The following is a 23,474-nucleotide window of genomic DNA, read 5'->3' on the forward strand; positions in this document are numbered from 1 at the left end:
GTGGCCGCGCGGTCCCGCCCTGCGCCCGGCGCCGCGTCCCCGTGACGGGAGCGGGCGGGGGCGGGACCGTGCCGGAGGGCGGCCCGAGGTGGCCCTGCGGGCCCTACGCCGGGACGGCCTCGCCCTGGACCGCCTGGATGTCGAGTTCGATGCGCAGCGTCGTGCCGATCGCGGAGATCCCCGCCTGCAGCACCTGGTTGTAGTTCATGGCGAAGTCGTCGCGGCGCAGTTCCGCCGTCGCGTGGAACGCGGCCCGCACGCCTCCCCACGGGTCGGGTCCCGTGCCCAGGTAGCTGAGGTCCAGATCGACGTCGCGGGCGACGCCGTGCATCGTCAGCACGCCGTTCACGGTCCAGCGGTCGGGGCCCGCGGGGGTCAGGGCGCGGGACCGGTAGGTGATCTCGGGGAAGACCTCCACGTCCAGGAAGTCCGCCGAGCGCAGGTGCTTGTCCCGCATGGCGTTGCCCGTGTCGATGCTGTTCGAGGCGATGTAGGCGTCGACCCGCGAGCGCTGTACGTCCTCGGCGATCTCGATGCGCCCGCCGAACTCGGTGAACCGGCCGTGGACGCTGGAGATCCCCAGGTGCTGGGCGACCGCGGCCACGGAGGAGTGCACCGGGTCCAGCGACCAGGTGCCCGGCGGCGGCAGTTCCACGCCGCCCTGCCGGGCCAGCACCACGGTGCCGGCCTCCACCCGCCCGCCGGCCGTGACGAGTGCGGTGGAGGCGGCCGGGGCGTAACCGACCGCCGTGACGATCACCGTGTACGCGCCGGCGGGCAGGAGGTCTTCGGTGCGGACGGCCCCGTTCTCGTCGGCGGCGGCCCGCAGGATCTGGGTGCCCGTCATGTCGGTCACCGTGACGACCGCGTGCTGGACCGCCCAGCCGTCCCGTGTCCGTACCTGTGCGCGAAGTCCCATCCCGTTTTCTCTCCTTGCTCGAATCACTGGTGAGGCAGCGACTCCGATGAGTCGGGCCCCGGGCGGGACCGGCAGGCCGTCCCCTGCCTGCCGGCCCCGCCCGGGGCCCTTTTTCCGCCGGCGGCTCAGCCTCTCCGCTCGAAGTGCTGTTCCGCCAGGGGTCTTTGTGGATCTTCCGTGAGTTACGCGCCCGGGTGGGCGAGCTCGATGTCGTGGCCGTCGACGCCGTTGCCGGCCACGGTCAGCGCACCGGCCACCGGCGGGTAGCCGGTCGCGATCACGGAGTACTCGCCGGCGTCCAGGTCGGTGAAGGCGTACACGCCGTCCTCCCCGGTCGTCGACGTCGCCACGACGTTGCCCGCCGCGTCGATGAGCGTCACGCGGGCGTCGGTCAGGGGCGTCCGGCCGGAGCCGGCCCTGACGACGCCGCGCACCAGCGCACCGGACCGCAGGGCGGCCTCGACCCGGGTGACGCCCTGGCCGCCGATGTCCACCGGCAGGGCCAGCGGGCGGAAGCCCGCGGCCGTGACAGCGACGGTCACCGAGCCGGGGATCAGCTCACCGAAGGTGAACTCACCCGCGTCGCCCGAGACGCCCGTGGCCAGCACGTCGCCGCGCACGTCGGTCACCACGACCATGGCGCCCTGGACGGGCGCGCCGCCCTCGACGGTCCGCACGGACCCGGAGAGACCGCTCGTCCCGGCGAGGAGGATGTCGTAGGCGACGGCCTCGTCGCCGACCACCACGGTGGACGCCTGGGGCTGGAAGCCGTCGGCGGACGCGATCAGGACGTAACTGCCGGAGCCCGGCGCGTCCAGGACGTAACCGCCGTCGGCCTGGGCGACGGAACGCCCGAGCTGGCGGCCGCCCAGCGAGATCAGCGTGACGGCGGCCTGGGCGACCGGTGCGCCCTCCGCGCCGCGCACCACACCGCGTACGGGTGTGCCCTGGACCGTCGGCTCGGTGGCGGCCGTCGCCGCGACCGGGGCGTCGGCCCGGGGAAGCGCCGCCGTCGCCTGGAGGGCAGGCGCGGTGGCGGCCTCGACGGCCTCCGGCACCTCCGCGGTCTCGGGCTTGTCGTTGCCCGCCCTCGTCTTCAGCGCGACCTCCTTGATGAAGAGGGTCAGCACGAACGCGACGAGCGCGGCCGGCGCGGCGTACAGGAAGACGTCACCGACACCGTGACCGTAGGCGGCCTCCACCACCGTACGGAACGGTGCGGGGAGCTTGTCCAGGTCGGGGATGCCCCCGCCGCCGGTGCCGCCGTGGCCCATCGCGGCGCCTTCGGGACCGAGGTCGGCGAGCCCGTCCTTGACGTACCTGGTGACGCGGTTGGCGAGGACGGCGCCGAGCGCCGAGACACCGATCGCACCACCGAGGGAGCGGAAGAAGGTGACGACGGAGCTGGCCGCGCCCAGGTCGGCCGGGGCCACCTGGTTCTGCGTGGCGAGCACCAGGTTCTGCATCATCATGCCGATGCCGAGGCCCATGACGAACATGAAGACCGCGATGTGCCAGTACTCGGTGTCGTAGCGGATCGTGCCGAGCAGCCCGAGGCCGGCGGTGACGAGGAAGCCACCGGTGACCAGCCATGCCTTCCAGCGGCCCGTCTTGGTGATGACCTGGCCCGAGATGGTCGAGGACAGGAAGAGGCCCGCGATCATCGGGATCGTCATGACGCCCGACATCGTCGGGGACTTGCCGCGCGCCAGCTGGAAGTACTGGCTGAAGAACACGGTGCCCGCGAACATCGCGATGCCGACGAACAGCGAGGCCACGGAGGCCAGCGTGATCGTGCGGTTGCGGAAGAGGCGCAGCGGGATGATCGGCTCGCTGGCCTTCGACTCGATGAGCAGGAAGATCCCGATGAGGACGACGGTGCCGCCCAGCATCGTCCAGGTCTGCCAGGAGACCCAGTCGTACTTGTCGCCCGCGAAGGTCACCCAGAGCAGGAGCAGCGAGACCGCCGCGCTGATGAAGAACGCGCCCGACCAGTCGACCTTGACCTCGCGCTTGACCACGGGGAGCTTCAGGGTCTTCTGGAGCACGAAGAGGGCGATGATCGCGAACGGCACACCCACGTAGAAGCACCAGCGCCAGCCCAGCCAGCTGGTGTCGGTGATGACACCGCCGAGCAGCGGGCCGCCGACGGTGGCGACGGCGAAGACCGCGCCGAGGTAGCCGCTGTAACGCCCGCGCTCGCGCGGGGAGATCATCGCGGCCATCACGATCTGGGCGAGGGCGGAGAGACCGCCGACGCCGATGCCCTGCACGACGCGGCAGGCGATGAGCATGCCGCTGCTCGTCGACAGACCGGCCACCACCGAGCCGCCGACGTAGATGAGCAGGGCTATCTGGACCAGCAGCTTCTTGCTGAACAGGTCCGCGAGCTTGCCCCACAGCGGGGTAGTGGCGGTCATGGACAGCAGCGCGGCCGTCACGACCCAGGTGTAGGCGCTCTGGCCGCCACCGAGGTCGGAGATGATCTCGGGCAGGGCGTTGGAGACGACCGTCGACGACAGGATCGCGACGAACATGCCGAGCAGCAGCCCGGTCAGCGCTTCCATGATCTGCCGGTGTGTCATCGGCGTGCCTGCGGGGGCCTCGACGGCCCCGTGCTTGGCGTGGCCGCCCCGCACACCGGATGGTGTGGTCGTAGCCATGTGTTTCCTTCTCTTTGCTTCTGTTACACGGGTGTACGGGTGTGCGAATCGGCCGGGTGCCCGGTGCGGCACTCGCCGCTGTGCCTCCCGGGGGCGCAACCCCCGGAGCCGCGGCAGGAGAAGCTGTCGCGCAGCCGCGACAGCAACGTGTTCAGCTGCCCGACCTCGTCGTCGGACCAGTCGACGAGGTGATGGGCGAACATCTCGGTCGTCCGCCGTGTCAGCTCGTCGAGCACCTCGTGCCCCGCGGGGGTCAGCCGCAGGATGCGGGACCGTTTGTCCGCCGGGTCCGGGGACCGTTCGATCCAGCCGTTCTCCACCGCGTGGGTCACATGTCTGCTGGTCACGGACATGTTCACGGCCAGGAGCTCGGCCAGCCGGGTGATCCGCATCTCGCCGTACCTGGCCAGCAGCGTCAGCACGGTGGCCGAGCCACCAGGACACTCGGCGGGCAGGATGCGGGCGAGGCCCCGTTTGACGGCTCCGACGGCGCTGAGCTGCCGGGCCAGTTCTTCGTACTGGCTCCGTGCCGCCACCGGCCCTCCATACATCTCGCAGGGACATCTTGTTGCTTAGGGCAACGATAGGAGCAGATGGTTGCCGCAGGCAAACGAAATCGGCCTTGCATAAGTAAAGGAACGCAAAAGCCCGTGCAGGGGGCAGGTCAAGCGCCCAGCGCACGCGGGGGTGGCCCGCGCCGGATGTGTTCCTCGTCACAGACCCCGGGTCGTCCTCCGGCCGGTGTGTGCCGCGCAGCGCCCCTGGCCAAAGGGTGAAGAGGCCGTGGGCGCGAGGGAGGGGTATCACCCGCCGCATCCCCGGGGGTTGGGCGAAAGGCCTGCGTTCGCTAGGGTCCTGGGCCATGGCACATAACCCCCACGCCCCGCAGCCGGGCCCCGAGGGCACTCACGACCCGGCGGGCAGCACGCAGATGTTCCGCGCGTTCGTCGACGACGGCGAGCCGCAGGGCAGGCAGCAGCCCGCCGCCACCTCGTCCGGTCCGAGGACCGGAGTGATCGCGGCCGTCGTGGCGGTCGTCCTCGTCCTCGGTGCGGTCGCCTGGCTCGCGCTCGGCTGACCGGACTCCGTCCGCCGCGCCGCCGGCCCTCCGTGTCGCCCGGTTCCCGGGTCGCCGGAGGACGCGCCGTGCGCGCCCCCTTCTCACGCAGCCGCTCCCGCCCCGCTCGCCGGTGCGGGAGCGGCTGCGTTCGGGCGTCGTACGTCAACGGGTGCGTCCGGCGGGGGCGTACGCCACCAGGGAATGCCGAACTCGCGTCCCCGCGGGGGCCGGTGGAGATTCCGCGGGACCTGGTGAGGCCGCGACCTCGCGGGCCGGCGGGGTCCGGTGGCCGTAGGGGCTCAGCCGGACGTGGTGAGGCCGCCGGGCGAGGAGCCCGGTGCCCGGGCGGCCGTGGACCGTTACGCGTCGGCCCGCCGGGGTCAGTCGGCGACGAGCCCTTCCCTGAGCTGGGCGAGTGTGCGGGTCAGCAGCCGTGAGACGTGCATCTGCGAGATGCCGACCTCCTCGCCGATCTGCGACTGCGTCATGTTGGCGAAGAACCGCAGCATGATGATCTGCCGCTCGCGCGGCGCGAGCTTGGCGAGCAGCGGCTTGAGGGACTCGCGGTACTCGACGCCCTCCAGCGCCGCGTCCTCGTAGCCGAGGCGGTCGGCGAGCGAGCCCTCGCCGCCGTCGTCCTCCGGGGACGGGGAGTCCAGCGAGGACGCCGTGTAGGCGTTGCCCACGGCCAGGCCGTCGACCACGTCCTCCTCGGACACCCCGAGGGCCTTGGCGAGTTCCGGGACGGTCGGTGAGCGGTCGAGTTTCTGGGCGAGCTCGTCGCTGGTCTTGGTGAGGGCGAGGCGCAGCTCCTGGAGCCTGCGGGGCACCCGCACCGACCACGAGGTGTCGCGGAAGAAGCGCTTGATCTCCCCCACGACCGTCGGCATCGCGAACGTCGGGAACTCCACGCCCCGTTCGCAGTCGAACCGGTCGATCGCCTTGATCAGGCCGATGGTGCCGACCTGGACGATGTCCTCCATGGGTTCGTTACGGCTGCGGAACCGTGCCGCCGCGTACCGCACGAGAGGGAGGTTGAGCTCGATGAGTGTGTCCCGCACATAGGCCCGCTCCGGGCTGTCCGTTCCGTCGGGGCCCGAAGCGGGACCCAGCGCGGCGAGCCGCAGGAACAGGGAGCGGGACAGGGTGCGGGTGTCGATGGCTTCCGACGAGCTGGTGAGCACGTCAGGTGCCGGCACGCTCTTCGTGAGCGTGAGCACCTTCGAGCTGCCCTGTTCTGCGGACATGCCACCCCCTTGAGGTCGCGGACGGTCGCGGTGGCCACGACCATCGGAGGAACGCAGCCTCCACCTGAATACCGGAGGTAGGGCTGCGGCAAACGCGGTTCGAGCAGAATGTCACATGTCGGCAACACGCTGTAGTGACATGTCGACAAGTCAGCGGCGAAAGTGCGCAGGAAACAGGGGGTGTGGGGCTTTTACGCCTGCGGAACAGATCTTTCTCCGGTCTACCCGTTCAAGCTATGCCTCGATCCTGTTTGCGGATCGCAGACGGGCGAAGCTGCGGGCCAGAAGCCTTGACACGTGCATCTGGGAGACGCCGAGTTCGGCGCTGATCTGGGACTGCGTCAGGTTGTTGTAGTAGCGCAGGAGCAGGATCCGCTGCTCGCGCTCGGGCAGCTGCACGAGCAGGTGGCGTACCAGGTCGCGGTGTTCGACCCCGGCCAGGGCGGGGTCCTCGTAGCCGAGCCGGTCGAGGAGGCCGGGCAGTCCGTCGCCCTCCTGGGCCGCCTCCAGCGAGGTCGCGTGGTACGAGCGGCCCGCCTCGATGCAGGCGAGGACCTCCTCCTCGGAGATCTTCAGCCGCTCGGCGATCTCGGCCGTGGTGGGGGAGCGGCCGTGAGCGGTCGTCAGGTCCTCGGTGGCGCCGGTGACCTGGACCCAGAGTTCGTGCAGGCGGCGCGGCACGTGCACGGTCCGCACGTTGTCCCGGAAGTAGCGCTTGATCTCGCCGACCACGGTGGGCATCGCGAACGTCGGGAACTGGACGCCCCGTTCCGGGTCGAAGCGGTCGATGGCGTTGATCAGGCCGATGGTGCCGACCTGGACGACGTCCTCCATCGGCTCGTTCCGGCTGCGGAAGCGGGCCGCCGCGTAGCGCACGAGGGGCAGGTTCGCCTCGATGAGCGCGGTGCGCACGCGGTGGTGCTCCGCGGTACCGGGTTCGAGGTCCTTGAACCGCGCGAAGAGCACCTGGGTGAGCGCCCGGGTGTCCGCGCCCCGGGTCCTGGCGGGCGTGGTGGGGTCGGGGGTCTCGGTCTGGATGTCGTCCGTCTGGACGTTCTGGGGCGGGACTTGAGGCGCTGTACTGGCCGGCACGGTGTCGCCACCCCTTTGCGGTCAACTACGGTCAACTCATCCGTCAAAAGCGGTCATAGCATCACAAGACATGTCCACTGTGTGCAAGCACCGCATAGAGTCGTGTTGAGGGCGTTTTGGTTTAAACATGGCGAAAAGCCCCTCTCCTGAAAGGGAGGGGCCTCGCGTGCCTGATCGGGGAGCGCGTCAGAAGGGGTAGTCGGCGATCACCCAAGTGGCGAACGCGGTCCACTGACCGGCGGCGGCCTGGTGTGCGGGATGCCCGACGTACCGCTTGAGCGCGTCCTCGTCCGCGACGGCCGAGTTGATGGCGAAGTCGTAGGCGATCGGCCGGTCGGTGATGTTCCAGGCGCACTCCCAGAACTCCAGCTCCGGGATCTGCCCGCCGAGCTCGCGGAACGCCTGGGCTCCGGCGACGACCCTCGGGTCCTCGCGCTCGACGCCCTCGTTCAGCTTGAACAGGACCAGGTGGCGGATCATGGGGGTTCTCCTACTTCACGAGCTCGGACATGAAGTCTCCGACGCCCTGGGCGGCACTGGAAATGCCCTCGAACCCCACTTGCACGAGGTCGGCGGCACGTTCCGGGGACGTGATGATCGTGTACAGCACGAAGACCACAATCAAGTAGAGCGCGATCTTCTTCGCTTGCACCACAGTCCCGCCTCTCCCCTTCGATCACCTGTGCAGTCGGGAGATTGTAGCCGCACGTATGGTCGTATCCGGTGGCTGTTTTCGATCACTGATACGCCTTTTAGGGACCAAGGACTGGTCGAATCGGGCCCTTTGACCCCGGATGGGGTGTACGAGAGGGAGGAGGATGGAAAGCAGGCCCGCCGGTTGAGCAGGAATGTGCGGGCCGAGGAACGGGACCTCCCCGAGGTCCCCACCGCGTACGTCCCCCGACCGCGGTGAGGGCCCTGGTGTCCGTTCTCATCGGGGGAAGCGGCTTGTCCCCCCGATGCCGCTTCCCCCGACCTGCTCCCCCTCCGCGACACACGAAGGGCCCGGCACCGCGCCGGGCCCTTCGCCGTACGTCCGCCGGATGCGGGTCAGTCCTTGCGGAGGCCGACCGTCCCGGCCGCGCCGTCCGGGGTGCCGGCGGGCTCACCGCCGCGCGGGCCGGGGACGGTGACCGGCGTGCCGTCGGCGGCAGCGTCCTCGGTCGCCAGGCGCTCCATGCCGCTCGTCGTCTTGAGGGGCTTCTCCTTGATGAAGAGGACGGCGAGGAGGCCGAGGAAGGCGAACGGGGTGGCGACGAGGAAGAGGTCGCCCGTCGCGATCCCGTAGGCGTGCTCGATGACGTCCTTCATCGGCTCGGGCAGCTTGGTCATGTCCGGCACCGCACTGCCGTGGCCTCCGCCGGCCACCGGGATGCCCTTCTCCGTGAGTCCCCTGGAGATCTCGTCCGCCACCCGGTTGGCGAGGACCGCACCGAGCACGCTGGTCCCGACGGTGCCGCCGAGGCTGCGGAAGAAGGACAGCACGGAGGTGGCCGCGCCCAGTTCGTGAGCGGGCACGTCGTTCTGCGCGGCGAGGACGAGGTTCTGCATCAGCATGCCGACCCCGATGCCCATGAACGCCATGTAGACGCTGAGCAGGCCGAAGTGGGTGTCGGCGTCGATGGTCGAGAGCAGGCCGAGGCCGGCCGTCATGACCACGGCACCGGCGATCAGGTAGATCTTCCACTTGCCGGTCGCCGAGATGATCTGCCCGGCCACGGTCGAGGAGACCAGGAGTCCGCCGATGAGCGGAAGGCTCATGAGCCCCGCGACCGTCGGGGACTTGCCCAGCGAGATCTGGAAGTACTGGGAGAGGAACACGGTCCCGGCGAACATCGCGATGCCGACGAAGAAGCTCGCCAGGGTCGTGAGCGTCACCGTGCGGTTGCGGAAGATGTCCAGCGGGATGATCGGCTCGGCGGCCCTGGACTCGACGTAGACCGCTGCGGAGAGCAGCACCACGCCGGTGGCAACCAGCGCGGCGGTCTGCCAGGACGCCCAGTCGAAGGTGTTGCCCGCGAGGGACGACCAGATCAGCAGTGCGCAGACGCCCGCGACGATGAGGAAGGCGCCCAGCCAGTCGATCCGGACCTTCCGGCGCACGGTCGGCAGCTTCAGGGTGCGCTGGAGCAGCACGATCCCGGCCAGCGCGAAGGGCACGCCGACGAAGAAGCACCAGCGCCAGCCGAGCCACGACGTGTCGACGAGGACGCCGCCGATCAGGGGACCCGCGACGGTGCCGACCGCGAAGACCGCGCCGAAGATGCCCGCGTACTTGCCGAGCCTGCGCGGCGGGATGATCGCCGCCATCACGATCTGCGCCAGGGCCGTCAGGCCACCGGCGCCGACACCCTGGATGACGCGGCTGACGATCAGGGTGCCGACGTCCTGGGAGAAGCCCGCGACCAGGGAGCCGACCACGAACAGGCCGAGCGATAGCTGGAGCAGCAGCTTCTGGTTGAAGAGGTCGGCGAGCTTGCCCCAGAGCGGCACGGTGGCCGTCATCGCGAGCAGCTCGGAGGTCACGACCCAGGTGTAGGACGACTGGCTCGCGCCGAGGTCCGCGATGATCCGGGGCAGGGCGTTGGCGACGACCGTGCCCGCGAGGATGGCGACGAACATGCCGGCCATCAGGCCGGACATGGCCTGCAGGATCTGCCGGTTGGACATGGAGGCGGGCACCTGTCCGGGTGCCTCTGTTGCGGTCACGGGGTCCTTCTTCGATGCGGGTCTGAACAGGTTCGGTGGGTGCGGAGGGGACCGGGACTACTCCGGTCGCGGGAGCCCTTGAGCGAGGTGGGCGAAGACCTCCTGGAAGGCGTCCGTCAGCGCGGTCCCCCCGGGGTGCTCGCACCAGTGCTCGAGGGCGACCCGCAGCGCGGTCTGGGTGACGGCGGCGAGCAGCCGGGGGAAAAGACCGGAGCCCGCGGACGCCGTCGCGCCCGAGGCGTCCAGCCAGTCGGTGAGGGCGGCGGCGAGGGCCCGCTCCTCAGCCACATGGGCCTTCAGGCCGCGCTGGATGAGGTGCGGCGAGCGCTGGAGCACCTTGGACTGCAGGGTCCACAGCTCCTGGCGGTCCTCGAAGCCGGCGAGTTCGGCGACGAGCGCTTCGCGCACGACGTCGAGCGGCGCCCGGCCGGCCGGGGCGTGCCGTACGGAGTGCCTGATCCGTTCGCCGATCTCGTCGTCGACGAGGACGAACGCGTCGTCGTGGCTCGGGAAGTAGTTGAAGAACGTCCGGGGTGACACGCCGGCGGCCTCGCTGATGGCCTCGACCGTGACGTTCTCCACGCCGTGCTCGGCGGCGAGGCGGATGGCGGCTTCCGCGATGGCATGGCGCGTGGCCTGCTTCTTGCGCTCCCGGAGCCCGGGTTCGGAGGTCGTCGTCTTCGGCACAACGTGCATCGTAGGCAAAGATGCACATCGTGCAAAATTATTACCCGAGGTATACGCACCACCCCTGCGTCCTGGAGAGCTGGGGACGCACGGAAGGGACGGTCCGAGCCATCCGGCCAGGCGTCCGGGGGCGCCTTGTCGCCGCTCGCGGTCTTCTCAGTCCGGCGCCGGTCGGTCATGCTGGCGGGCACGCATCGGCCGGGGGGCCGGTCCGGAGGCGGAGTCGGGGGAGTGGCCGTGTCGCTCGATCTTGCGGTGAATCTGGCCGCCTCGCTCATCGCGTTCGTGACCGGATGGCTGGCCCGCAACGCGCTCATGTACTACCGGGGCAGCCGGCCCGTCGCGCGCCTGTGGCGCATCGACGCCCGGAAGCCCGTGACAGCGGTGGTGGGCAGAGTCAACGGAGGCAAGACGCTCTGGGAGGCGGACGCGCTGGCGGCCATGAACATCCGCCTGAGCCTCGCCCGCGAACTCAAGATCCATTCGATCGGCACCGTGAGTTCGGCCTCCTTCAGGATGGCCGCACACGCGGAGGACAACGTGGTCGTCATCGGCGGGCCCGCGATGAACGAGGTGTGGGAGACCTACGCGAGCAGGCTGGACGTGCCGTACGACTTCCGGATCGTCGAGGACAGGTACCGCATCGTCGCCCGGGAGGGCGACGTCTCGTACGGCGAGACGAGGAACGCCGAGGTCAAGCAGGACCACGCCTTGGTGATCCTCGCCCCCAACCCCTTCGAGCCGGGCAGTCGCGTGGTCATGCTCGCGGGTTGCGGGTACCTGGCCACGCTGGCCGCGCCGGTCGTGTTCTCGCCCGACTTCGCCAGGACGCTCAACCGGCGGTTCGACACCTCGAAGCCCTTGGCGCTGATCCTGTCCGTGGAGGACGTCCGCGGCTACATGCCGAGACCCGAGATCGTCGCGGGGAAGCAGTTCGCGCAGTCGACCCGTCGCGGAACAGGGAGCCTCCGGTGAGCAACTGAGACGGGAACTGAGACGGGACGCAGAGAAGGGACCGACCCAAGCGGGTCGGTCCCTTCATCCATCTGCGGTAGCGGAGGGATTTGAACCCTCGGTGAGTTTCCCCACACTCGCTTTCGAGGCGAGCTCCTTCGGCCGCTCGGACACGCTACCGAGAGAGAGCTTAGACCATCCCGGGCCCAGGTCCGAAATCGGTTACGCGAGACGGCGCCGGGCGGTGGTGCGGACCGGTCAGCGGTCGCGGAAGAAGGCCGTCAACTGGCTCGCGCAGGCGTCCTCCAGGACGCCGTGGATCACCTCGGGGCGGTGGTTGAGCCTCCGGTCGCGTACGACGTCCCAGAGCGAGCCGGCGGCGCCGGCCTTCTCGTCGCGGGCGCCGTAGACCACCCGGGCGACGCGGGACTGGACGAGTGCGCCCGCGCACATGGTGCACGGCTCCAGGGTGACGACCAGGGTGCAGCCGGTCAGCCGCCAGGCACCGAGCGCGGCGGCGGCCCGGCGCAGGGCGAGGACTTCGGCGTGTGCCGTGGGGTCGCCGGTCGCCTCGCGTTCGTTGTGGCCGGTGGCGAGCGGGGCGCCGTCCGGGCCGAGGACGACGGCGCCGACCGGCACATCGCCGGCCGACGCCGCCTGCGCGGCCTCGTCCAGGGCATGGCGCATGGGTGCCTTCCACGGATCCCGTACGGGATCGGGCGGAGGCGGTGAGGAGGGGTCGGGTGGTGGCGCGTTCACCCGCGGACCCTAGCGGACGGCCTCCAGGACCTCGGCCGCTCCCAGCGCGTCCGCGATGTCCGCCAGGGCGTCGGTGCGCAGGGTCAGCAGGCCCTTCTCGGACAGCCCGAGGTCGGCGAGCACCCCGAGTTCCCCGAGTGGCCCCGCCGGCACGGCGTCGGGGTCGTGGTCGAGGTCGGAGGCCGTGACCTCGTCGTCGCGGTCCTCGGGCCGGTCGGGCTCGCCGTCCTCCGTGCCGTCGAGGTCGACGAGCTCCTCGAGTGCGGCGATCTCGTCCTCGGCCCCTGGTTCGCGGCCGAGCAGTTCGTCGGTGAGCAGGATCTCCCCGTACGAGGAGCGGGCGGCGGCGGACGCGTCCGAGACGTAGATACGGGGGTCCTCCTCACCGTCCACCCGGAGGATGCCGAACCAGGCGTCCTCCTGCTCGATGTAGACGAGGACGGTGTCCTCGTCCACCGAGGCCTCACGGGCCAGGTCCGTCAGGTCGGACAGGGTTTCCACATCGTCGAGCTCTGTATCGCTCGCTTCCCACCCGTCTTCGGTGCGCGCGAGCAGTGCGGCGAAGTACACCGGGACTCTCCCACTGGTCATAGGCGAATCGGTCCGACGGGAGGGCAGCCGGTGCTCCGGCTGCTCTGGGCCCCGCCCAATCGGCATCGTGGCAGAAACGAGCGCGATGCGAGACCTCTTCGACCGTTGCGTCGGCCATCAGTTCCTGGAGGACCGGCCGGCGGGCGGTCTCCCGGTGGTCGTTTCCGGACGGCCGGGCGGTCTCGGGAGGGGGTCTCACCAGCGGAACGTACGCATCCGCATCTGTTGGCGCATACGGGCCGCACGGGCTCTGCGCGGCTGGACGCGGTCGCGCAGCTGCTTCGCCTCGTGGAGCTCGCGCAGGAACTGGGCCCTGCGCCTCCGGCGCACAGCGTCACTCTCCTGCGCGTCCGCCGCGCTCTCCTGCGCGTCGGGCAGGTCGCGCGCGTCGCGTCCGGTCCGCCGCTGGTTCCGCTGCTCCCCGTCGGGCAATCGACACACCACCCCAAGCCTGGGTCCGTATGCCCCCACCTTCCCCCCGAACAGGTGGTTGATGCCAGCGCGGACTGGCGGAAAGCGGGTCCGGGGCCCGGCTACTGTTGACGGCATGCGGATCCACGTCGTCGACCACCCGCTGGTGGCACACAAACTCACCACACTGCGCGACAAGCGCACCGACTCCCCGACCTTCCGGCGGCTCGCCGACGAGCTGGTCACCCTCCTCGCGTACGAGGCCACCAGGGATGTGCGGACCGAGCAGGTCGACATCGAGACCCCGGTGACGCCCACGACCGGCGTGAAGCTGTCCCACCCGCGGCCCCTGGTCGTGCCGATCCTGCGCGCGGGTCTCGGCATGCTGGACGGCATGGTGCGGCTGCTCCCGACCGCCGAGGTCGGCTTCCTGGGCATGATCCGCAACGAGGAGACGCTCCAGGCGGAGACGTACGCCACGCGGATGCCCGAGGACCTCTCCGGCCGTCAGGTCTACGTCCTCGACCCGATGCTGGCCACCGGCGGCACGCTCGTCGCGGCCATCCGGGAACTGATCAAGCGCGGCGCCGACGACGTGACGGCGGTCGTCCTGCTCGCGGCGCCCGAGGGCGTCGAGGTGATGGAGCGCGAGCTGGCCGGAACCCCGGTCACCGTGGTCACGGCCTCGGTCGACGAGCGGCTCAACGAGAACGGCTACATCGTGCCGGGCCTCGGCGACGCCGGTGACCGGATGTACGGCACGGCCGACTGACCCCGGATGCGGGTGCCTCCCGGCGCCCGGGCCTCCTGGACTCTCAGCAGGAGGACGGCGCCGGGGCGGGCTTCGTCAGGGCCACGAGCGCCGTCGCCGCCGCCGCGGGGGTGCTGAAGGTCGTGAACTTCGTACCGATGATCAGATCGATGTCCGCCGTGCTGCGGGTGTCGGTCTTCTGCGTGGCGCCCGGCAGTTGGGTGGCGAGCACGGGGAACGAGCCGTTCATGGCGGTCGGGCCGCCGAGCAGCATCCCGGTGCCGGGCACCTTCTTGTCGTAGGCGGCCGGGGCGTTGTCCACCTTGCCGATGACGAAGCCGCGCTTCTTCAGCTCGTCGGCCGCGGCCTTGGCCAGTCCGCTGCGCGGCGTCGCGTTGTAGATGTTGACCTTGATCGCGGCCGGCTTCGGGAGCACCTTCGCCTGTGCCGAGGCCTTCGGGGAGGGGCAGGCGCGCGGGTGGGACGCCGCGTTCGCCCGCCCGTCGCCGCCGGTGAAGACGTCGACGATCTGGAGAGTGCCCCAACCGGCCAGGCCGAGGGCCACCGCGGCCGCGGCCGCCGAGAGAACCAGCTTGCGGCGATGACGGGGGCGGCGCATACGGGGATAGGTGTTACCCGTGATGCGGTACTTTCCGCCCATGCCGGGAGGGGTCAGCATGCTCATGGGCGCAGCGTAGTGCGACCCGGTGATGATGCCTACTAAACGATCAACCTATGGCACCCGTCCGAGCATAAAAGCACCCGAAAGGCGCCGAAATGCTCCACGGGTGGGAGTGGCGTGGTCAGCCCAGTTCGAGGACGCGGGCGTGCAGCACCTGGCGCTGCTGCAGCGCGGCGCGTACGGCGCGGTGCAGCCCGTCCTCGAGGTAGAGGTCGCCCTGCCACTTCACGACGTGGGCGAAGAGGTCGCCGTAGAACGTGGAGTCCTCGGCGAGCAGGGTTTCGAGGTCCAGCTGGCCCTTGGTGGTCACCAGTTGGTCCAGGCGGACCGGACGCGGCGCGACATCCGCCCACTGTCGGGTGCTTTCCCGGCCGTGGTCGGGATATGGCCGCCCATTTCCGATGCGCTTGAAGATCACACGGAAAGCCTACCGGGCCGGGGCCTCCGGGCGCAGCCACGGGACGGGACTGCGATGGCGGGCACCGCGGGATCATTCGGCCGAATACGGCGCACGGCCCGGTTCCGCTCCGGTGTGTCACGCTGCGGGCGGTGGGTGTGGCCCACCGCCCGCGGTCGCCGGTCCGGGCGGCTCCTACTCGGTGACACCGTGGGCGTGGCCCTCGCGGAGCCCTCCGCCGCCGGCGGGCTCACCGGTGGCGGATGCCGCGGGGGCGGGGCGGCTCAGGGAGCGCAGGTCGTGGGCGTAGGTGCCCACGGCGTTGGCGATCACGTCGATGTTGGTGTCGAAGTGGCCCATGTCGACGTTGTCGAGGTCGTCGCAGGCCGCGTGGTAGCAGGGGTCGTACGCGATGCCCGCCGTCCCGCCGAAGGTCTCGGCCTGGGCGGCCGTCTTGATGCCCTCGGCGCCGGTGTCGGTGCCGCCGGACGGGATGCCGGCCTCGATGAACGGCCCGTAGTCGGAGCGTCCGGTGAAGTCCGTGCCGGTGTGCGGCTTGTTCTTCCGGTCCAGGAAGTCGTTGATGTCGCGCTCCAGTTGGGCCGATCCCTCGGGGCCGGGGCCCTCGCCCACGCCGTCGGAGTCGTCACCGTCGAAGACGAACTGCGCGCCGTTCGGGGACGCGATCATGTCGAAGTTGAGGTAGAGCGCGATCTGCTCGCGCTGCGCGTCGGAGAGCTTCGCGACGTACGCCTCGGAGCCGAGCAGCCCGTTCTCCTCGGCCGACCACCAGGCGAAGCGCACCTTGTTGGCGGGGTCGCGGTGCGTCTTGGCGAGTTCCAGGGCGACTTCGAGGAGACCGGCCGAGCCGGAGCCGTTGTCGTTGATCCCGGGGCCGTCGGTGACCGAGTCGAGGTGGGCGCCGAGCATGACCGTCTTCGCGGCGTTCCCGCCGCGCGTCTCGGCGACGACGTTACGGGTCGTGCGCTCCTCCTGGAGCTGGCGGATCTCGAAGGAGACCTTCACCTCGCCCTTGTCCAGGTCGGCGACGAGCTTCTCGCCCTCGGCCAGCGTGAGACCGCCGGTGGGTATCTTTCCCGCGGCGACCTCGCCCAGGGTGCCGGAGAGGACTCCCTCGGTGTTGTTGTAGATCACCGCGCCGGCCGCGCCCGCGGCGCCGGCCGCGTCCTGCTTCTGGGCGAACGAGCAGCCGCCCCGCTTGATGAGGGCGATCTTGCCGGTGAACGCCGCCCCGGCGTAGTCGGCGGCCTCGCAGCCGGTGGTGTCGTCGACCGGGACCGCGGCGAGCGCGGCGGTGATGCCGCCCTCGGGTGTGGAGCGGGTGTAGGTCATCGCCTTGATGCCGATGTCGCGGGGCCTGGGCGAGACCACGGAGAGCTTCTGGGCGAGGGTCTCGGTGTAGATGAAGTCGAAGGCCTGGTAGCCGACCCGGTAGCCGGCCTTCTGGAGCAGCCGGTAGACGTAGGCGGCGGAGGCGTCGTGGCCGAGCGAGCCGGCCGCGCGGTGGCCGTCCGCCGAGTCGGCTATGGCCTGGAAGCGTTCCAGGTGCCGGAACGCGTCCTTGGCGGACGAGCGTTCGACCAGCTTCCGGGAGAGCTTGGCGGCCTCCTTGGCCGGGTCGTTCGAGGGGTGCCCGTGGTGGGGCGACGCGGCGAGGAGGAGTGGTGTGGCCAGGGCGGTGGCGGCCACAACAGCCATGGCTCTGCGACGAGTTGCGTACACAGGAGTCCTTCCGGTGCGAACGGGTGTGCAGGAAAGCTAGCGAGCCCGCCGGTTCCTGTGAACCGGTGGGACGGTTCCCGGCCCGAGCATGGCCTGTCGGCGACGGCGCGGCCCCGCGCACGGCCGCCTGTAGGCGAGGCGCGGTTCCCGGCCCCCGGTGGTCCGCACGGCCCGGGCGTGATCATCCGGATGTCCCGGCCGCCTTGGCCGCAGCCTTCGCCCGCTGCTTGTACGCCCGCACCTCGACGAGGGACTCCGGCCCGGTGATGTCGGCGACCGAGCGGTGCGCCCCCTGCTCGCCGTACGCGCCGGCGGCCTCCCGCCAGCCTTCCGGCCGTACGCCGAACTGCTTGCCCAGCAGCGCGAGGAAGATCTGGGCCTTCTGCGGGCCGAAGCCGGGCAGCGCCTTGAGCCGTCTCAGCAGGTCCGCACCGGTGGGGGCGTCCTCCCAGACCGCTTCGGCGCGCCCCTCGTACTCGGCCACCAGGTACTGGCAGAGCTGCTGCACCCGCTTGGCCATCGAGCCCGGGTAGCGGTGCAGGGCGGGCTTCTCGGTGAACAGCCCGGTGAAGGCCTCGGGGTCGTAACCGGCGATCGCCCCGGCGTCCAGATCGTCCGCGCCCATCCGCCGGGCCAGGGTGAGGGGGCCGGTGAAGGCCCACTCCATCGGCACCTGCTGGTCCAGCAGCATGCCGACGAGGGCCGCCAGCGGACTGCGGGCCAGCAGCGCGTCCGCGTCGGGCTGCTGGGCGATACGCACGGTGCGGTCTCCGCCGCTGTCGCTCTTGCTCATGCTTTCGATGATCGCGAGAGTGGCCGGGATCGGCGAGTCGGTGGCGGGTCCCGGGGCGGGTGCACGGACTACCGCCGGAGGTGCCGGGGCGGATGCACGGACCACCGCCGGAGGTGCCGGGGCCCTACCGGGAGCCGTCCGTGCCGGGCCGTACAAGCCGGGATGCCCGCATCCGCAGGTACCGGGCCTCGGGTTCGCTGAGCGTGTGGTCCGCGGCCCGCCGGTACGCCGTGCGCGCGGCCTCCCCGTCCCCGGCCCTCTCCAGCAGATGGGCCCGCACGGCGTCCAGCCGGTGATGGCCCGCGAGCCGGTCCTCCAGGGCCGCCACGGCGGCCAGGCCGGCCCGCGGCCCCCGGACCATGGCGAGCGCGACCGCCCGGCCCAGCTCCGCCATCGGCTCGGGGGCCAGAGCCACCAGGACGTCGTACAGGGCGAGGATCTGCGGCCAGTCGGTGTCCTCGGCGCGGTCCGCCTCGTCGTGCAGCGCGGCGATCGCCGCCTGCAGCTGGTACGGGCCGGCGGGGCCTTCGGACAGGGCCTCCTCGACCAGGGCGGTGCCCTCCCGGACGGCCGCGCGGTCCCAGCGGGAGCGGTCCTGCTCGTCCAGCGGCACCAGCTCGCCGTGGGGTCCGGTGCGGGCGGCACCGCGGGCCTCGGTGAGCACCATCAGGGCCAGCAGTCCGGTCACCCGGCCGTCCCGGGGCAGCAGGGCGCGCACCGCACGGGTCAGCCGGATCGCCTCGCGGGCCAGGTCCGCGCGGTGCAGGGTGCTGCCCGAGGTCGCGGTGTACCCCTCGTTGAAGATCAGGTAGAGCACCTGGAGCACCGCCGCGAGCCGCGCGTCCCGGTCGCCGGGCCCCGGCTGCCGGAACCGCTCCCCTCGCACCTTCCGCTTGGCCCTGCTGATCCGCTGGGCCATCGTCGCCTCGGGCACCAGATGGGCGCGCGCGATCTCGGCCGTGGTCAGGCCGCCCACGGCGCGCAGGGTCAGCGCGACCTGCGCGGCGGGCGACAGCGCGGGGTGGCAGCAGAGGAAGAGCAGGGTCAGGGTGTCGTCGTCGGACGGCGCCCGGTCCACCCCCGGCGCCGACGACGTGCGGGTGTCGCGGGACGCGAGCGCGGCGGCCCTCTCCTCGCGCCGGCGGCGCGCCGAGTCGCTGCGCAGCTGGTCGGTCAGCCGCCGTGAGGCGGTCCTGATGAGCCAGCCCCTCGGATTGCCCGGCACCCCCTGGGACGGCCACGTCCGGTACGCGTCGAGCAGCGCCTCCTGCACGGCGTCCTCGGCCGTGTCGAAGTGGCCGTACCGGCGCACGAGCGCTCCGAGGACCTGCGGCGCGCACCGGCGCAGCAGGTCCTCCGTGTCGCTCGGGCCGTGGTCCACCCGTCACCTCTCAGCCGGTGGCGGACGTGAGCTCGCCGCCGTCGTCCATGATCGGCCGGATCACCACCGGGTACACCGGGGCGCCCTCGGGCTGCGGGCAGAGCGCGATGCGGGCGGCGATCTCGGTCACCCTGTCCAGGCTCTCGCAGTCGAGCACCCAGTACCCGGCGAGCAGTTCCTTCGTCTCCCCGTACGGTCCGTCCGTGATCACCGGCCTGCCGTCCGGGCCGGGAAGCACGGTGCGGGTCATGGCGGGTGCGGCCAGGCCGTGGCCGGCCACCATCTCGCCGGACTCGGCCAGATCGTTGTTGACGTCCTCCATGAAGGCGAACATCGCCTTCAGGTCCTTCTCGCTCCAGGCCGGGCTCGCGGCCGACGCCGTGCCGCCCATCGCCTCGTAGTCGGCCTGCGAGCCCTGAACCATCACGAGGTACTTCATGGTGTGCTCCTCGGATCCGCTCCGCCGCCCCGTGCGGGCGGCTCTCACAGGGGACGTCGGAGCCGGCCGGGGGGTCTCGACACCACGCGGGCGTTTTCCCGGAATCACTCCGCCGCGCGGGGCCGGAGACGGCCCCCGTAGAGTTCGGCTGCGTTGTCCGACGAACACCCCGAGGTACCGGCCGTGTCCCCCGCATCCCCTCCGCCCCGCGCCCCGGCGCCCGCGTCCGCCGTGAGTGTCGTGGGGATCGGCGCCGACGGCTGGACGGGTCTCACCGGACAGGCCCGCGCCGTCCTCGCGGACGCCGAGGTCCTGATCGGCGGCGAGCGCCAGCTGCGGCTGCTCCCCCCGGACTGCACGGGGCTCCGTGTGCCCTGGCCCTCGCCGCTGCGGCCGGCCGTGCGCGGGCTGCTCGCCGCGCACGCGGGCAGCAGGACCGCCGTCCTGGCCAGCGGTGACCCCATGTTCTACGGCATCGGCCGGGCCCTGGCCGATGAGCTGGGCGCCGGGGCGCTGCACGTCCTGCCGCACCCGTCCTCCGTGTCGTACGCCTGCGCCCGGCTGGGCTGGCCGGTGGAGGACACCGAGACCGTCACCCTGGTCGGCCGGCCGGCAAGCCGGCTCGCCGCCGCGCTGCACCACGGGCGCCGGGTGCTCGTCCTGTCCGCCGACGCGGCCACTCCCGCCGCCGTGGCCGCCCTGCTGCGGGACCTGGGCTTCGGGCCCAGCCGGATGCGGGTGCTGGAACAGCTCGGCGGCACGGACGAGGACTGCCTGGACGGCACCGCCGGCACCTGGGAACACCCGCCGGGCGACCCGCTCAACGTGATCGCCCTCGACTGCGTGCGCGCAGCGGACGCCCTCCGTCTCGGAGCCGTCCCCGGGCTTCCCGACGAGGCCTACGAGCACGACGGGCAGCTGACCAAGCGCCACGTGCGGGCCGCCACCCTCGGCGTGCTCGCGCCCGCGCCCGGCGAACTCCTGTGGGACATCGGCGGCGGCTCCGGATCGATCGCGGCCGAGTGGATGCGCACCCATCCCTCCTGCCGCGCCGTCACCGTGGAGCGGGACCCCGTGCGCGCCGGGCGCATCGCCCGCAACGCCGGACGGCTCGGTGTGCCCGGGCTGCGCGTGGTCACCGGACGGGCGCCGGACGCCCTGGCCGGGCTGCCCGCGCCGGACGCCGTGTTCGTCGGCGGCGGGCTCACCGCACCCGGACTGCTGGACGCCTGCTGGGACGCGCTGCCCCCCGGCGGCCGGCTGGTCGCCAACACGGTCACGCTGGAGTCCGAGGCGCTGCTCACCCAGTGGTACCGGCTCCACGGCGGCGACCTGGTCCGCCTCGCGGTGGCCCACGCGGTTCCCGTCGGCGGGTTCACGGGGTGGCGTCAGGCGATGCCGGTCACGCAGTGGTCCGTACGGAAGCCGGCGGCCGCGCCCCCTCAGGACCTCCGGACCGCCCCAGACCCCTCGCACGCTCCAGGAGACGACAGATGACCGTGTACTTCATCGGTGCGGGCCCCGGTGCCGCCGACCTCATCACGGTGCGCGGCGCCCGCATCCTCGCCGCGAGCCCGGTCTGCCTGTACGCGGGCAGCCTGGTGCCGCGCGACCTGCTCGCGGAGTGCCCGCCGGACGCCCGGCTGGTGGACACGGCGCTGCTCGACATCGACCAGATCACCGCCGAGCTGGTACGGGCCCACGAAGGGGGCCACGACGTGGCCCGGCTGCACTCCGGCGACCCCTCGGTGTTCAGCGCCGTGAACGAGCAGATGCACCGGCTCGACGAGGCCGGTGTGCCGTACGAGGTCGTCCCCGGCGTCCCCGCGTTCGCGGCCGCCGCGGCTGCCCTCAAGCGCGAGCTGACGGTGCCCACCGTCGGGCAGACCGTGATCCTCACGCGGATCGCGCAGCGTGCCACGGCGATGCCCGAGGGCGAGGACCTGGCGACGCTGGGCCGCAGCGGGGCACTGATCGTGCTGCACCTGGCGGCGCGCTACGCGGACCGGGTCGTGGCCGAACTGCTGCCGCACTACGGCGCGGACTGCCCCGCCGCGGTCGTCGCCATGGCCTCCCGTCCGGACGAGATCGTCCTGCGCGGGACGCTGGAGACCATCGCGGACCAGGTGAAGTCGGCCGGAGTGATCCGTACCGCGGTGATCATGGTCGGACGGACGCTGGGCGCCGAGCAGTTCCGCGACAGCCACCTGTACTCCCCGGCGCGGGACCGCCACACCTGCTGAGGGCCGGGGCGCACGGTCCGCCGGATCAGCGGACCGTGCTGCGCCCCACGACCGTGCCCGCCCGGTCGACGCAGATCACGTCCACCGCCACCGGCGCCCCGCGCAGCACCGAGAGCGCCTGGTCCCGGGCCTCGGCCGCCACCAGGTCGCCGAGCGGCACCCCGGCGGCGACGCACAGCTGAAGTGCGGCGAGCCCGGTGTTGGCCACCTCGATCTCCGCCGCCAGTGCCTCGCTCGCGCCACCCCGCCGGGCCAGCCGCGCGAGGAAGGGCTTGTCGACCTGGGAACGGGCGGAGTGCAGGTCCAGGTGACCGGCGGCGAGCTTGGACAGCTTGGCGAACCCGCCGCAGATCGTCAGCCGCTCCACGGGGTGCCGGCGCACGTACTTCAGTACCGCGCCCGCGAAGTCGCCCATGTCCAGCAGGGCGATCTCCGGCAGGCCGTACTCCGCCACCACCGTCTTCTCCGAGGTCGAGCCCGTGCACCCCGCCACGTGCCGGTGCCCGGCGGCCCGTGCCACGTCCACCCCGCGCCGGATCGAGTCGATCCAGGCGGAGCAGGAGTAGGGCACCACGACGCCGGTGGTCCCCAGGATCGAGATGCCGCCCAGGATGCCCAGGCGGATGTTCCACGTGAAACGTGCGATCTCCTCGCCGTCGTCCACCGAGACGGTGATCTCGACGTCTCCGGTGCCGCCGTGCTCCCGCGCCACCCGTGCGACGTGGTCCCGCATCATCTGGCGGGGGACGGGGTTGATCGCCGGTTCCCCGACGTCGAGGGGCAGCCCGGGAAGCGTCACGGTCCCCACGCCGGGGCCGGCCCGGAACACCACCCCGGAACCGGGCGGCAGCAGCCGTACGGTCGACCGTACGAGGGCGCCGTGCGTGACGTCCGGATCGTCGCCCGCGTCCTTGACCACACCCGCCGTGGCCCGCCCGTCCGCCAGTTCCTCCACCGCGAGGGCGAAGGCGGGGGTCTGGCCCTTCGGCAGGGTGATGGTCACCGGATCGGGGAACTCGCCGGTCAGCAGCGCCGTGTACGCGGCCGTCGTCGCCGCCGTCGCGCAGGCGCCGGTCGTCCATCCGGGCCGCAGACCGGTGTGCTTGAGTTGGGCGGCGCGCCCGCCCTGCGCCTCACCGCTCATATGGATGGACCGATCCGATGCCCTTGCACGTACTCGTCCTCGGCGGCACGACGGAGGCCCGCCGCATCGCGGAGTCCCTGTCGGCCGCGGACGGGACCCGGGTCACCAGCTCGCTGGCCGGCCGGGTCGCCCGGCCGAGCCTGCCACCGGGCGAGGTCCGGATCGGCGGCTTCGGGGGCGTCGAGGGCATGGCCGACTGGCTCCGCGCACACCGCGTGGATGCGGTCATCGACGCCACCCATCCCTTCGCCGGAACGATCAGTTTCAACGCGGCCTCCGCCGCCTTTGCCGTCCATGTTCCCCTCCTGGCCGTGCGCCGGCCCGGCTGGGTGCCGGTGGAGGGCGACCGGTGGCACCTCACCGACTCCCTCGCGGGAGCGGCGCGGCTGCTGCCGGAGCTGGGACGACGGGTGTTCCTCACCACCGGACGCATGGGACTCGCCGCCTTCGCGGAGCTGGACGCGCTGTGGTTCCTGATGCGCTCGGTGGACGCCCCCGAGGCACCGTGCCCCCCACGGATGGAGATTCTGCTGGACCGGGGGCCGTTCTCCCTGGAGGACGAGCGCGAACTGATCCGGCGTCACCGCATCGACGTCCTCGTCACCAAGGACAGCGGCGGCGACGCGACGGCCCCCAAGCTCACGGCCGCCCGGGAGGCGGGAATCCCCGTGGTCGTGGTCCGGCGCCCGCCGGTCCCGGCCGGGGTGCCGGTGGCCGCGACCCCGGAGGAGGCCCTGGACCTGCTGCGGACCGTCCTCGGGGATTGCTGAGCCGGCGGCCGGCCCGCCGGCCGTGGCCGGACCGTGGCG

Annotated in this window: 25 protein-coding genes and 1 tRNA gene; 6 read left to right on the forward strand and 20 right to left on the reverse strand. The window is 71.8% G+C overall.

Annotation, left to right across the window (positions count from 1 at the left end):
• Nucleotides 1-103: 103 nt before the first annotated feature.
• The 3 genes from OHT61_RS16775 to OHT61_RS16785 form a co-directional block, all read right to left on the reverse strand.
• Nucleotides 104-919: a YceI family protein gene (locus OHT61_RS16775; protein WP_329039301.1), complete on the reverse strand. Its 816-nt coding sequence runs from the start codon at nucleotides 917-919 to the stop codon at nucleotides 104-106.
• A gap of 182 nt (nucleotides 920-1,101) precedes the next feature.
• Nucleotides 1,102-3,582, reverse strand: coding sequence for an MFS transporter (locus OHT61_RS16780; protein ID WP_329039303.1), 2,481 nt, complete (start codon nucleotides 3,580-3,582; stop codon nucleotides 1,102-1,104).
• A 23-nt stretch (nucleotides 3,583-3,605) separates the two neighbouring features.
• Entirely contained in the window at nucleotides 3,606-4,118 is a 513-nt protein-coding gene (locus tag OHT61_RS16785) for a MarR family winged helix-turn-helix transcriptional regulator (RefSeq protein ID WP_329039305.1), read from the reverse strand.
• A gap of 326 nt (nucleotides 4,119-4,444) precedes the next feature.
• Between OHT61_RS16785 and OHT61_RS16790 the strand changes: the two genes are divergently transcribed.
• The gene (locus tag OHT61_RS16790; RefSeq protein WP_329039306.1) at nucleotides 4,445-4,660 is read left to right on the forward strand and encodes a hypothetical protein; all 216 of its coding nucleotides are present in this window, start codon (nucleotides 4,445-4,447) and stop codon (nucleotides 4,658-4,660) included.
• 362 nt (nucleotides 4,661-5,022) lie between these two features.
• On the opposite strand, the gene OHT61_RS16795 is transcribed toward OHT61_RS16790, so the two are convergent.
• The 6 genes from OHT61_RS16795 to OHT61_RS16820 all read right to left on the reverse strand — a co-directional run bounded on the left by OHT61_RS16795 (nucleotide 5,023) and on the right by OHT61_RS16820 (nucleotide 10,386).
• A complete protein-coding gene (locus OHT61_RS16795) occupies nucleotides 5,023-5,889 on the reverse strand; it encodes an RNA polymerase sigma factor SigF (RefSeq protein ID WP_329039307.1) in 867 nt (288 codons plus the stop codon).
• A gap of 234 nt (nucleotides 5,890-6,123) precedes the next feature.
• The gene (locus tag OHT61_RS16800) at nucleotides 6,124-6,981 is read right to left on the reverse strand and encodes an RNA polymerase sigma factor SigF (RefSeq protein ID WP_329039308.1); all 858 of its coding nucleotides are present in this window, start codon (nucleotides 6,979-6,981) and stop codon (nucleotides 6,124-6,126) included.
• A gap of 186 nt (nucleotides 6,982-7,167) precedes the next feature.
• The gene (locus tag OHT61_RS16805; RefSeq protein WP_329039309.1) at nucleotides 7,168-7,461 is read right to left on the reverse strand and encodes a Dabb family protein; all 294 of its coding nucleotides are present in this window, start codon (nucleotides 7,459-7,461) and stop codon (nucleotides 7,168-7,170) included.
• A 10-nt stretch (nucleotides 7,462-7,471) separates the two neighbouring features.
• On the reverse strand, nucleotides 7,472-7,636 hold the full coding sequence (locus OHT61_RS16810) for a hypothetical protein (protein ID WP_167344453.1): 165 nt from the start codon (nucleotides 7,634-7,636) through the stop codon (nucleotides 7,472-7,474).
• A 395-nt stretch (nucleotides 7,637-8,031) separates the two neighbouring features.
• A complete protein-coding gene (locus OHT61_RS16815) occupies nucleotides 8,032-9,651 on the reverse strand; it encodes an MDR family MFS transporter (RefSeq protein WP_329043288.1) in 1,620 nt (539 codons plus the stop codon).
• Nucleotides 9,652-9,747: 96 nt separating this feature from the next.
• Entirely contained in the window at nucleotides 9,748-10,386 is a 639-nt protein-coding gene (locus OHT61_RS16820; protein ID WP_329039310.1) for a TetR family transcriptional regulator, read from the reverse strand.
• Between the two features lie 228 nt (nucleotides 10,387-10,614).
• Here OHT61_RS16820 and OHT61_RS16825 point away from each other — a divergent pair, with 228 nt between their 5' ends.
• The gene (locus OHT61_RS16825) at nucleotides 10,615-11,352 is read left to right on the forward strand and encodes a hypothetical protein (RefSeq protein ID WP_329039312.1); all 738 of its coding nucleotides are present in this window, start codon (nucleotides 10,615-10,617) and stop codon (nucleotides 11,350-11,352) included.
• 74 nt (nucleotides 11,353-11,426) lie between these two features.
• On the opposite strand, the gene OHT61_RS16830 is transcribed toward OHT61_RS16825, so the two are convergent.
• The 4 genes from OHT61_RS16830 to OHT61_RS16845 all read right to left on the reverse strand — a co-directional run bounded on the left by OHT61_RS16830 (nucleotide 11,427) and on the right by OHT61_RS16845 (nucleotide 13,113).
• Nucleotides 11,427-11,511, reverse strand: a tRNA-Ser gene (locus OHT61_RS16830).
• 78 nt (nucleotides 11,512-11,589) lie between these two features.
• Entirely contained in the window at nucleotides 11,590-12,018 is a 429-nt protein-coding gene (gene tadA, locus OHT61_RS16835; protein ID WP_329039313.1) for a tRNA adenosine(34) deaminase TadA, read from the reverse strand.
• An 81-nt stretch (nucleotides 12,019-12,099) separates the two neighbouring features.
• Nucleotides 12,100-12,660 carry a tRNA adenosine deaminase-associated protein gene (locus OHT61_RS16840; RefSeq protein WP_329043289.1) on the reverse strand — a complete coding sequence of 187 codons (561 nt, stop codon included), beginning with the start codon at nucleotides 12,658-12,660 and terminating at the stop codon, nucleotides 12,100-12,102.
• A 216-nt stretch (nucleotides 12,661-12,876) separates the two neighbouring features.
• On the reverse strand, nucleotides 12,877-13,113 hold the full coding sequence (locus OHT61_RS16845; protein WP_329039315.1) for a hypothetical protein: 237 nt from the start codon (nucleotides 13,111-13,113) through the stop codon (nucleotides 12,877-12,879).
• Nucleotides 13,114-13,228: 115 nt separating this feature from the next.
• On the opposite strand from OHT61_RS16845, the gene upp reads away from it, so the two are divergent.
• On the forward strand, nucleotides 13,229-13,864 hold the full coding sequence (gene upp, locus OHT61_RS16850; protein ID WP_014155095.1) for a uracil phosphoribosyltransferase: 636 nt from the start codon (nucleotides 13,229-13,231) through the stop codon (nucleotides 13,862-13,864).
• Nucleotides 13,865-13,907: 43 nt separating this feature from the next.
• Here the strand turns inward: upp and OHT61_RS16855 are convergent, their stop codons facing one another.
• The 6 genes from OHT61_RS16855 to OHT61_RS16880 form a co-directional block, all read right to left on the reverse strand.
• On the reverse strand, nucleotides 13,908-14,504 hold the full coding sequence (locus OHT61_RS16855; RefSeq protein ID WP_329043290.1) for a LytR C-terminal domain-containing protein: 597 nt from the start codon (nucleotides 14,502-14,504) through the stop codon (nucleotides 13,908-13,910).
• Nucleotides 14,505-14,646: 142 nt separating this feature from the next.
• Nucleotides 14,647-14,943 (reverse strand): type II toxin-antitoxin system VapB family antitoxin, encoded by a 297-nt coding sequence (locus OHT61_RS16860; protein ID WP_003955420.1) that lies wholly within the window; start codon nucleotides 14,941-14,943, stop codon nucleotides 14,647-14,649.
• Nucleotides 14,944-15,117: 174 nt separating this feature from the next.
• Nucleotides 15,118-16,641 carry a M28 family metallopeptidase gene (locus tag OHT61_RS16865; RefSeq protein WP_329039318.1) on the reverse strand — a complete coding sequence of 508 codons (1,524 nt, stop codon included), beginning with the start codon at nucleotides 16,639-16,641 and terminating at the stop codon, nucleotides 15,118-15,120.
• Between the two features lie 205 nt (nucleotides 16,642-16,846).
• Nucleotides 16,847-17,458: an HhH-GPD-type base excision DNA repair protein gene (locus tag OHT61_RS16870; RefSeq protein WP_329039320.1), complete on the reverse strand. Its 612-nt coding sequence runs from the start codon at nucleotides 17,456-17,458 to the stop codon at nucleotides 16,847-16,849.
• Between the two features lie 124 nt (nucleotides 17,459-17,582).
• Nucleotides 17,583-18,839 carry an RNA polymerase sigma factor gene (locus tag OHT61_RS16875; protein WP_329039322.1) on the reverse strand — a complete coding sequence of 419 codons (1,257 nt, stop codon included), beginning with the start codon at nucleotides 18,837-18,839 and terminating at the stop codon, nucleotides 17,583-17,585.
• 10 nt (nucleotides 18,840-18,849) lie between these two features.
• The gene (locus OHT61_RS16880; protein WP_329039324.1) at nucleotides 18,850-19,278 is read right to left on the reverse strand and encodes a YciI family protein; all 429 of its coding nucleotides are present in this window, start codon (nucleotides 19,276-19,278) and stop codon (nucleotides 18,850-18,852) included.
• A gap of 183 nt (nucleotides 19,279-19,461) precedes the next feature.
• Here OHT61_RS16880 and cbiE point away from each other — a divergent pair, with 183 nt between their 5' ends.
• Both cbiE and cobM read left to right on the forward strand, forming a co-directional pair.
• Nucleotides 19,462-20,775 (forward strand): precorrin-6y C5,15-methyltransferase (decarboxylating) subunit CbiE, encoded by a 1,314-nt coding sequence (gene cbiE, locus OHT61_RS16885; protein WP_329039326.1) that lies wholly within the window; start codon nucleotides 19,462-19,464, stop codon nucleotides 20,773-20,775.
• Entirely contained in the window at nucleotides 20,772-21,521 is a 750-nt protein-coding gene (gene cobM / locus OHT61_RS16890) for a precorrin-4 C(11)-methyltransferase (RefSeq protein ID WP_329039329.1), read from the forward strand. Before cbiE ends, cobM begins: the two co-directional genes overlap by 4 nt.
• Nucleotides 21,522-21,546: 25 nt before the next feature.
• Here cobM and OHT61_RS16895 read toward each other — a convergent pair whose 3' ends face one another.
• Nucleotides 21,547-22,665 carry a cobalt-precorrin-5B (C(1))-methyltransferase gene (locus OHT61_RS16895; RefSeq protein ID WP_329039332.1) on the reverse strand — a complete coding sequence of 373 codons (1,119 nt, stop codon included), beginning with the start codon at nucleotides 22,663-22,665 and terminating at the stop codon, nucleotides 21,547-21,549.
• Between the two features lie 17 nt (nucleotides 22,666-22,682).
• Between OHT61_RS16895 and OHT61_RS16900 the strand changes: the two genes are divergently transcribed.
• Entirely contained in the window at nucleotides 22,683-23,435 is a 753-nt protein-coding gene (locus OHT61_RS16900; RefSeq protein WP_329039333.1) for a cobalt-precorrin-6A reductase, read from the forward strand.
• The last annotated feature ends 39 nt before the right edge of the window (nucleotides 23,436-23,474 follow it).

Origin of the sequence: Streptomyces sp. NBC_00178, from assembly GCF_036206005.1 — a bacterium.
In the GTDB taxonomy this organism is placed as follows: Bacteria; Actinomycetota; Actinomycetes; order Streptomycetales; family Streptomycetaceae; genus Streptomyces.